Raw genomic sequence first — 9,404 nt, 5'->3', positions numbered from 1 at the left:
AATGGTTCTATATCTCACGGACTCTGCCTATAGTCCTTTCTGTCACTGTTCAATCCAGTGACCGATCTTAGCCGGTCGAAACAAGATGGAATATTCATAAACCATTGGAGTTTGACCATGGCTGATTATCGTCCCCTGCAAGGCAACCTCAGCACCACCCCCACGCTCTACATCGACACCGATGCCAAGGCCTCGGCACTTCTCGAAAACGCCAAATATCGAATCAACACGGTGCGCAACATGCTCAACAGCGTCAGTTGTCTGTGCATCAAAGACGCCGAAGGCCATGATCTGGAACATTTCGCCAGTGCCGCGCATCTCCTGCTTCAGGACGGCTGTGACGCGCTGGATGCGTTGGGCTGGAAACTGGATAGAGTCGCGCCCGGACTTTGAAAGTAAAAAGCCGCGATTGTGTCGCGGCTTTTTTGCATCTGTCAGAACCCGCGCCGAATGCGGTTTTTCAGTTGGTCGTGGAATACCTCTGCGTTGCGTTTGTAGGTGCCGCTGAAGGATTCATTGCTCGAATCCAGCGTCATCGAACGCTTGCTCGACACCTCCTCACGATACGCATCGATAAAGAAATTCAGATCTTTATCCGTGCTCAACTTCGGCCACTTGTCCAGGTACAACGGCAATTCCGCCGGCCCGGTCTTGAACGAACAGATTCGCCGGTTGCTGATAGTCGCCTCACCAATTTCAAACGGCACCCACCACGACAACGCAGTCTTTTCCGAAACCACTGCCAGCAAGTGGGTGCATTCAGTGATGTTGCGGGTGATGACGCCGGTAATGTCGTCGGTGGTCTGGGATTCCGGGTCGAGCACGTCGAGGTAGGTTTTGATGTTGGCCTGGATCAGGCGGGTGTTGATGGCCATGGCGTGGGCGCGATCCATGTGGCGGTAGCTGATGAAGACGGGCATCAGAAGTGTCCTTTGAGAGCGAGTTCGCGGTAGTAGGCGCCGAGGGCGGTGAGGCGGCAGCCGGTGGAGTTGATGGCCGCGTAATACATGTGTTCGGCGTCCACCGGTTCGATCAGGCTGTGGCGATTGCACATTTGCAGTTGTTTGAAGATGTCGCCGTGATCCGCATCGAAGCAGGGCTCGGTGGGCTCGTAGCTCGGATCGAGCCTGAAAACAAAACTCGGCTCCGGGAACCAATCCTTGAGTTTGCGCAGGGTTTCTTCGGCGATCAGCGGCGCCACTTCGCGCAGCGGCACAAACTGCGAAACATTGGTCTTGAACACCGGACGCTGCTCCCAGGCACCCAGTGCATTGTCGACAAAAGAGTAAACGCTACCGGGAGTGACCTTGCCGAGCACGTTGGCGGCGCCACCGTGCAGTGCTTGCAGCAGCAGGTCGGTGAATACGCCATGGCCACGACTTTCCAGAGCGGACTGTTCTTTTTTACAGGCCGTGAGAATGGTCATGCCTTCGCCAATCACACTGCTACCACCGCGCAAACCGCGCATGGCAGCGGCCGCGCCGGCCTGGCAGCAATCGAGGATGATGATTTTGTTTTTGATCTGCGACGCCTGATCAGCCCACAGCAGAATGTCGCTGATGCGAATGCCTTCCCCGCCGTGTTTGAAGTCCTGCGGAATCAGCAGCCCTTCGTCGATGCTGGTGTCGAACTGGCCATGGCCGGCGAAGTACAACAGAGCCACGTCGCAATCACCGGAAAACAGACTCTGAATCTGTTGCTTCAGGGTGTTGAGTGTCAGGTTTTCCTCAGCAGAGGTCAGCACTTTACTGCTGAAGTTCGGGCGCCCGTTGGCGTGGCGTTCCAGCACCGACGCCATGGCCATCGCATCGTTGTTGCAGCCGCTCAATGGCGCCACGTGCTGGTAATGATTGATGCCGATAAACAGTCCCTTGCGCATGGTTACACCGCCGTATGCAGACGAATCGCGCTAACGATGCTTTTGGTGCTCCACGCGCATTCGGCGTTCGCGGCGTTGCGCACGACCGTGGAAATTCGTTCGGCGCCGAAAGGTTTGATCGCGATGATCACTTTGCCCATGCGCTTGGCGATCTCGATTTCCTTGTTGATCCACTTGCTGTAGGTCGAGTACATGCCAGCCATGATCAGCACCGCCGAGCAAGGGCGGATCTTGTTTTCGATGGCTTCTTCCAGTTGCTTGTCGGTTTGCGCACCCATGATCGGGTTATGCGGCGGTACGGAAAAATTCTTGAAGGTGAAACCCGGTTGCGCGCCGAGCAGGCGTACCAGATTGTCGTGGGCGTGGGAGTAGTTCCACGAATGGCTGATGAACAGATGATAGGTTTGCATGGGGTTCCTCGGAAGTCGCGAATGTGCGAAGGAGGAACCGACTGTAGGCATCTGCGTGATGCCTACAAGGTGCTGGCAGCAAAAGAGAAATGTCCTGCAAACGGGTGTGCGGACGCCTACAGAAACGTCTGATGTTTAAGCGTTTTACGGATTTGTCAGGCGTGATCCGACAACCGGCAACCCCGGGTCTCAGGGCTGCCGGTACGGCTGTTTAATAACCGTTTTCAGGTAGGCTGGCGATGATCGAGCGGTAGCTGTTCATCCGCTGTTGCTGCACGCGGCCGTCTTCAAGGGCCTTGAGCAACGCGCAACCCGGTTCGCGGTCGTGCTTGCAGTCGCGGAAACGGCAAGTGCCGAGCAAATCATCGAACTCGATGAAGCCGGCTTCGACGTCGGCGCGGCTGACGTGGCCGAGGCCGAACTCACGGATACCCGGGGAGTCGATCAATTCGCCACCGCCAGGAAAGTGGAACAGTCGCGCGGTGGTCGTCGTATGCGTGCCCTGGCCGGACAACTCGGACAACGGCCCGACGCGGGTTTCGACTTCCGGCAGCAGGCTGTTGACCAGCGACGACTTGCCGACACCGGACTGGCCGACGAATACGCTGATGCGGCCGTCGAGTTGCTGTTGCAGTTGTTCCATGCCGTTGCCGTGGTGCGCCGACACTTCCAGTACCGGATAACCCAGCGTGCGGTATACCGCCAGCAGCGCATTGAGCGCCGGGGCGTTGTGCTCGTCGATCAGGTCGAATTTGTTCAGCAGCAACAACGGACGGATGCCGGCATGTTCCGCGGCAACCAGATAACGGTCGATCAGGTTGGCATGCGGCTCGGGCAGGGGCGCGAAGACGATGACGATCATGTCGACGTTGGCCGCAACTGGTTTGAGCTGGCCGCGGCTGTCCGGGCGGCACAGTTCGGTGGTGCGCGGCAGTTGCGCGACGATCACGCCAATGCCCTGATTGCCGGCGCGCCAGACGACTGTGTCGCCGGTCACCAGCGCAGGCAGGTTGGCGCGCAAGTGGCAGCGGAAGACCTGGCCGGCCTGATCGCCGTCAACAGCTTCGACCTCGACCTGCACACCGAAGTGGGCGATCACCAGACCTGTTTGCTCTGGGCCCAGATCGCCGCCCTCAAGGGCTTCGACCGCCGAGGACTCGCGTTTGGCGGCGCGTGCGGCGCGTTCGCCCTGAATCTTTTCGATGCGCCAGTTTTGACGACGATTGAGTTGGCGTTTGGCCATGGGTGTTCCGTCTGAAGAATGCAGCGATTAGGTAAAACGGCCGCGAGTTTAGCACGCCCGGCCACCGGCCTAGGCTAAACTGCGCAGCATTGTCTAGGAGCCGAAATATGCCAAACCCGCAGAATCTGATCTGGATCGACCTGGAAATGACCGGTCTGGATCCGGAAAACGACGTCATCATCGAGATGGCCACCATCGTTACCGACAGTGATCTCAACACCCTGGCTGAAGGCCCGGTAATTGCCATCCACCACAGCGATGAAGTGCTTGCGCGCATGGACGAGTGGAACACTCGCACCCACGGCAACTCCGGCCTGACCCAGCGCGTGCGCGATAGCCGCATCAGCATGGCTGAAGCCGAAGCAGAAACCATCGCCTTCCTGGAAAAATGGGTGCCGAAAGGCAAGTCGCCGATCTGTGGCAACAGCATCTGTCAGGATCGCCGCTTTCTTTATACGCACATGAAAGCGCTGGAAAGCTACTTCCTCTACCGCAACCTCGACGTATCCACACTCAAGGAACTGGCCGCGCGCTGGGCGCCGGACGTGCGCGACAGCTTCAAGAAGGGCAGCACGCACCTGGCGCTGGACGACATCCGCGAATCGATCGCCGAGCTGCAGCATTACCGCAAGCACTTCATCAAGTTCTGATACTTGGCGATGGGGGCGGGTAAAGCATTTGCCCCCTTTTGGTGCCGCATCGAAATGGCTAGACTGCGCGCCTTCCTGCCTGGATCGCCACCATGTTGCTGATGCTCTATCTGATTGCCATCACCGCTGAAGCCATGACCGGCGCGCTGTCTGCCGGCCGTCGCGGCATGGACTGGTTTGGCGTGGTGCTGATCGCCTGCGTCACGGCGTTGGGCGGCGGTTCGGTGCGCGACGTGTTGCTTGGGCATTACCCGCTGACCTGGGTCAAACATCCGGAATACCTGGTGCTGACCTCGGTAGCGGCGATGTTCACGGTGTTCACCGCGCGCTGGATGCGTCATCTGCGCTCGCTGTTTCTGGTGCTCGACGCCGTGGGTCTGGTGGCTTTCACCCTGATCGGTTGCATGACCGCGCTGGAAATGGGCCACGGCATGCTGGTGGCCTCGGTCAGCGGCGTGATCACCGGAGTATTCGGTGGCATCCTGCGCGACATCTTCTGCAACGACATCCCGCTGATCTTCCGCCGTGAACTGTACGCCAGCGTCTCGTTCGCGGCGGCGTGGTGTTACATGCTTTGCCTGTACCTGAACGTACCGAGCGAGCAGGCGATTCTGATCACGTTGTTCGGCGGCTTCCTGCTGCGCCTGCTGGCAATCCGGTTCCACTGGGAAATGCCCAAGTTCGTTTATAACGACGCGCCTTGACGTTGGGCGTGCTGCTTCAGCGCCCACTCGACGTGCTCTTGTACCAGCGCTGACGGGTAGTCACGGCGCGCCTTCAATGCTTCCAGTACTGGAATGCTCGAGGGCGCATTGCCCAGTCCCACGGCCAGATTGCGCAGCCAGCGTTCATACCCGGCCCGACGCAACGGTGAGCCTTCGGTACTGCTGAGAAATTTGTCTTCATCCCACATGAACAGTTCAGCCAGTTCAGCGTTGTCCAGATTGTGCCGTGGCTTGAAGTCGCTTTCCCCGGAGGGCTTGGCGAACCGGTTCCACGGGCAGACGATCTGGCAGTCATCGCAACCGAACACGCGGTTGCCGATCAGCGGGCGGAGGTCTTCAGGAATCGCGTTTTTCAGTTCGATGGTCAGATAAGAAATACAGCGTCGCGCGTCCAGCACATACGGCCCGACGAAAGCGTTGGTCGGGCAGATATCCAAACACGCGGTGCAGCGGCCGCAATGTTCGCTGCTGTGCGGCTCATCCACCGGCAATGGCAGGTCGACGAACAGCTCACTGAGAAAGAAATAACTGCCAGCCTTGCGGTTCAGTACCAGGGTGTTTTTGCCGATCCAGCCCAGCCCGGCCTGTTCGGCGATGGCTTTTTCCAGCACCGGGGCACTGTCGACAAACGCACGAAAACCAAACGGGCCGATCTGCGCCTGAATCTTGTCAGCCAATTGCTGCACACGTTTACGGATCAATTTGTGGTAATCGCGGCCCAACGCATAACGCGACACGTAGGCTTTTTCCGGTTGCGCGAGCATTTGCGCCATTTGCGTGTCGCCGGGCAGGTAATCCATGCGCAGCGAGACCACGCGCAATGTGCCTGGCACCAGTTCTTCCGGGTGCGAGCGTTTGCTGCCATGGGCGCCCATGTAGTCCATTTCGCCGTGGTAGCCGGCCTCGAGCCAGCGTGCGAGGTGCTGCTCATGCTCGGCCAGATCCAGACCGCTGATGCCGACTTGCTGAAAGCCCAGCTCGCGGCCCCAATCCTTGATCGATTGGGCGAGGGCGGGCAGGTCTGTGGTGATGGCGGACATGAGGCGAGAGAAACCGGAGCTGAGGTGCGTATAATTCTGCCAGACATCGGAGCCCGAAGACGCATGCCGCACACGAAAGATGAATTACCCGACGCGCTGTATGGCGCCGCACAGGTGCGCGAACTCGATGCACGGCTGATTGCCGCCGGTACGCCGGGCTTCGAATTGATGCAGCGTGCCGCGCATGCGACGTGGCGAGCGTTGGTGCGGCAATGGCCGTCGGCAACTGAACTGACGGTGCTGGCCGGGCATGGCAACAATGCCGGTGACGGTTATCTGGTCGCGGCCATGGCGCAGCGAGCCGGCTGGCAGGTGCGGGTGTTGGCGGTCGGCGATCCGCAGCGTTTGCAGGGCGATGCCGCGCAGGCCCATGCCGCAGCGTTGGCAGAAGGTGTCGTGGTGCAGGCCTGGCAGGCTCAAAGTGAATTGCGCGGGGTCATTCTCGATGCATTACTCGGTACGGGTTTGAGCGGGGATGTGCGCGAGCCTTACGTGTCGGCGATCAAAGCAATCAACGCCAGCGGTTTGCCGGTGACAGCCGTTGATATCCCTTCCGGGCTATGTGCTGACACTGGACATGTACTGGGTGTCGCCGTGCAAGCCGATCTGACGGTGACTTTCATCGGGCTGAAACTCGGCTTGTTCACTGGAGAGGCGGCGGATCACATCGGCTCCTTACTGTTTAATGATCTGCAGGCCAGCGCCGACACCTATCGTGACATTCCGGTCATCGCGCAACGGCTCAACGCAGCTAATCTTCCGCGGTTGGCGGCGCGTGCCCCGACTTCGCACAAGGGCCGCTTCGGCCATGTGTTGCTGATCGGTGGCGATCACGGTTTTGGCGGGGCGATCCTGCTCAGTACCGAAACCGCCTTGCGCAGCGGCGCGGGCATGGTTTCGCTGGCAACCCGTCCTGAACACGTCCCGGCGGCGCTGACGCGAGTGCCGGAAGCCATGGCGCTCGGAACCTCGTCGGCCAATCAGTTGATGAGTTTGCTGGAGAAAGTTTCTGTACTGGTGGTTGGTCCGGGGTTGGGACAGGCCAGTTGGGGGCGGGCGCTGTTGTCGGCGGCAGCCAACGCAGCACTGCCGCAAGTCTGGGACGCCGACGCGTTGAACCTGTTGGCCAGTGGTCTGGTCGAGTTGCCCAAGGACTGCGTGATCACCCCGCACCCGGGCGAAGCGGCGCGTTTGCTGGGGATCAGCACTGCCCAAGTGCAAGCGGATCGCCCAGCGGCAGCACGGGCGTTGAGCAAAAAATATACAGCGGTGGTGGTGTTGAAAGGCGCGGGCAGTCTGATCGCGCATCCCGACGGACGTCTGGCGCTGTGTCACCAAGGTCATCCGGCCATGGCCACCGCAGGTCTCGGCGACGTATTGGCCGGTTTGACCGGCGCGCTGCTGGCGCAAGGCATGGACGGCTTCGATGCTGCCTGCCTGGCGGTCTGGCTGCACGCCAATGCCGGTCTGCAACAAGGAAAATTCGGCCGTGGGCTGGCGGCCAGTGATCTGATTCCAGCCATTCGTCAGTTGTTGGAGGAGCAAGCACCGTGTCTGAAGTAACCCTGTACCTGGCCGATGAACAGGCCATGAGCGACTTTGGCGCACGGATCGCCCGCGTGACCCAGGGCCATGGCCTGATTTTTCTCGAAGGCAATCTGGGCATGGGCAAAACCACCCTGTCGCGAGGCATCATTCGCGGGTTGGGCCATGTTGGTGCGGTAAAAAGTCCGACCTTTACTTTGGTCGAACCCTACGAGATCGGTGACATCCGCGCTTTCCACTTCGACCTGTATCGACTGGTCGATCCGGAAGAGCTGGAGTTTCTCGGCATCCGCGACTACTTCGAAGACGACGCGATGTGCCTGATCGAATGGCCCGATAAAGGTGCAGGCTTTTTGCCAAAGCCTGACCTGACCATTACCATTAGCCCGCAAGACAGCGGGCGTTCGCTGAAAATTTTATCCCAGGGCTCGCGTGGCGAGGCCTGGTGTGCCGCTTTGGCATTGGAATCCAATTAAATGATGGGGTTAGGTATGCGCTTTCGCGCGTTGGTGGCTGCCGCTGGACTGTTGTTGATGGCAGTAACCGTCAACGCTGTGGCCGATTCAAAGGTCAACAGCGTGCGCCTGTGGCGGGCGCCGGACAACACGCGACTGGTCTTTGACCTGAGCGGCCCGGTGCAGCACAGCGTCTTCACCCTGACCTCGCCGGACCGGCTGGTGATCGACATCAACGGCGCCACCCTCGGTGCACCGCTGAATGTGCAGACCGCGAACACGCCAATCACCGCAATGCGTTCGGCCCAGCGTACGCCGACCGATCTGCGCGTGGTCATCGATCTGAAGAAAGCCGTCACCCCGAAAAGCTTCTCTCTGGCGCCGAACGCGCAGTACGGCAACCGTCTGGTGGTCGACCTGTTCGACAACCCGGCCGACGCCGCACCGCCGCCGGCGCCAACACCGCAGGTGGCCACTGTGCCAGCGGTGCCGGTAACCCCGACCGAACCGGCAATCAAGTTACCGCCAGCCCCGGCCGGCAAGCGCGACATTATTGTCGTGATCGACGCCGGCCACGGTGGCGAAGACCCGGGTGCATCCGGCTCGCGTGGCCAGCGTGAAAAAGACGTGGTACTGCAGATCGCCCGTGAACTGCAGCGTCAGGTCAACGGCATGAAAGGCTTCCGTGCCGAGCTGACCCGTACCGGCGACTACTTCATCCCGTTGCGCGGACGTACTGAAATCGCCCGCAAGAAGGGCGCCGACCTGTTCGTCTCGATTCACGCCGACGCTGCGCCATCCGCTGCAGCCTTCGGTGCCTCGGTGTTTGCCCTGTCTGATCGTGGTGCAACGTCGGAGACTGCCCGTTGGCTGGCCGACAGCGAAAACCGTTCCGACTTGATTGGTGGTGCCGGCAACGTCAGCCTCGACGACAAGGACCGCATGCTCGCGGGCGTGTTGCTCGACCTGTCGATGACCGCCTCGCTGACCTCCAGCCTCAACGTCGGCCAGAAAGTCCTGACCAACATCGGCCGCGTCACGCCGCTGCACAAACAGCGCGTGGAACAGGCCGGGTTCATGGTGCTGAAATCGCCGGACATCCCGTCGATCCTGGTCGAAACCGGCTTCATCTCCAACGCCAACGAAGCCAACAAGCTCTCGGCATCGAGCCACCAGCAAGCGCTGGCGCGCTCGATCAGCAGTGGCGTGCGTCAGTTCTTCCAGCAGAATCCGCCACCGGGCACGTACATCGCCTGGCTGCGTGATTCTGGCAAGATCGCCCAAGGCCCGCGCGACCACCGTGTTGGCCCGGGTGAAACGCTGGCAATGATCGGTGTGCGTTATCAGGTGTCACCGGCCACGCTGCGTGCCGCCAACAACCTGAAAAGCGATGAGCTGAAAGTCGGTCAGCACTTGACCATTCCAGGCACCGAACTGGCGTCCAAAGAATGAACGAA

Annotated in this window: 11 protein-coding genes; 6 read left to right on the top strand and 5 right to left on the bottom strand. The window is 60.1% G+C overall.

Annotated features, from left to right (window positions below; translation table 11 throughout):
- Positions 1–117: 117 nt before the first annotated feature.
- Positions 118–393 carry a hypothetical protein gene (locus ACOYXJ_RS06720; RefSeq protein ID WP_460368589.1) on the top strand — a complete coding sequence of 92 codons (276 nt, stop codon included), beginning with the start codon at positions 118–120 and terminating at the stop codon, positions 391–393.
- A gap of 41 nt (positions 394–434) precedes the next feature.
- On the opposite strand, the gene ACOYXJ_RS06715 is transcribed toward ACOYXJ_RS06720, so the two are convergent.
- The 4 genes from ACOYXJ_RS06715 to rsgA form a co-directional block, all read right to left on the bottom strand.
- Positions 435–920, bottom strand: a complete 486-nt coding sequence (locus ACOYXJ_RS06715) for a toll/interleukin-1 receptor domain-containing protein (protein ID WP_460368587.1) — start codon at positions 918–920, stop codon at positions 435–437.
- Complete coding sequence (locus tag ACOYXJ_RS06710) at positions 920–1,879, bottom strand: caspase family protein (protein WP_460368585.1); 960 nt, start codon at positions 1,877–1,879, stop codon at positions 920–922. The genes ACOYXJ_RS06715 and ACOYXJ_RS06710 overlap by 1 nt, the downstream gene beginning before the upstream one ends.
- Positions 1,880–1,881: 2 nt before the next feature.
- A complete protein-coding gene (locus ACOYXJ_RS06705) occupies positions 1,882–2,289 on the bottom strand; it encodes a TIR domain-containing protein (protein ID WP_064117187.1) in 408 nt (135 codons plus the stop codon).
- Between the two features lie 211 nt (positions 2,290–2,500).
- Positions 2,501–3,532 carry a small ribosomal subunit biogenesis GTPase RsgA gene (gene rsgA, locus ACOYXJ_RS06700; RefSeq protein WP_095120636.1) on the bottom strand — a complete coding sequence of 344 codons (1,032 nt, stop codon included), beginning with the start codon at positions 3,530–3,532 and terminating at the stop codon, positions 2,501–2,503.
- A gap of 107 nt (positions 3,533–3,639) precedes the next feature.
- On the opposite strand from rsgA, the gene orn reads away from it, so the two are divergent.
- Positions 3,640–4,182, top strand: a complete 543-nt coding sequence (orn, locus tag ACOYXJ_RS06695; RefSeq protein WP_150795612.1) for an oligoribonuclease — start codon at positions 3,640–3,642, stop codon at positions 4,180–4,182.
- 92 nt (positions 4,183–4,274) lie between these two features.
- Positions 4,275–4,886, top strand: a complete 612-nt coding sequence (locus ACOYXJ_RS06690; protein WP_095120635.1) for a trimeric intracellular cation channel family protein — start codon at positions 4,275–4,277, stop codon at positions 4,884–4,886.
- Here ACOYXJ_RS06690 and queG read toward each other — a convergent pair.
- Positions 4,868–5,947, bottom strand: a complete 1,080-nt coding sequence (gene queG / locus ACOYXJ_RS06685) for a tRNA epoxyqueuosine(34) reductase QueG (protein WP_095120634.1) — start codon at positions 5,945–5,947, stop codon at positions 4,868–4,870. The genes ACOYXJ_RS06690 and queG overlap by 19 nt on opposite strands.
- A 63-nt stretch (positions 5,948–6,010) precedes the next feature.
- Between queG and ACOYXJ_RS06680 the strand changes: the two genes are divergently transcribed.
- The 3 genes from ACOYXJ_RS06680 to ACOYXJ_RS06670 are packed head-to-tail and all read left to right on the top strand — an operon-like array spanning position 6,011 to position 9,399.
- Complete coding sequence (locus ACOYXJ_RS06680) at positions 6,011–7,510, top strand: NAD(P)H-hydrate dehydratase (RefSeq protein ID WP_460368581.1); 1,500 nt, start codon at positions 6,011–6,013, stop codon at positions 7,508–7,510.
- Positions 7,498–7,968, top strand: a complete 471-nt coding sequence (gene tsaE / locus ACOYXJ_RS06675) for a tRNA (adenosine(37)-N6)-threonylcarbamoyltransferase complex ATPase subunit type 1 TsaE (protein WP_007915806.1) — start codon at positions 7,498–7,500, stop codon at positions 7,966–7,968. The genes ACOYXJ_RS06680 and tsaE overlap by 13 nt, the downstream gene beginning before the upstream one ends.
- 57 nt (positions 7,969–8,025) lie before the next feature.
- Entirely contained in the window at positions 8,026–9,399 is a 1,374-nt protein-coding gene (locus ACOYXJ_RS06670; RefSeq protein WP_401044867.1) for an N-acetylmuramoyl-L-alanine amidase, read from the top strand.
- Positions 9,400–9,404 lie beyond the last annotated feature (5 nt).

The sequence above is a fragment of the Pseudomonas sp. Tul2A7 genome (assembly GCF_054790505.1).
This window is presented reverse-complemented; position numbering and strand designations above follow the sequence as displayed.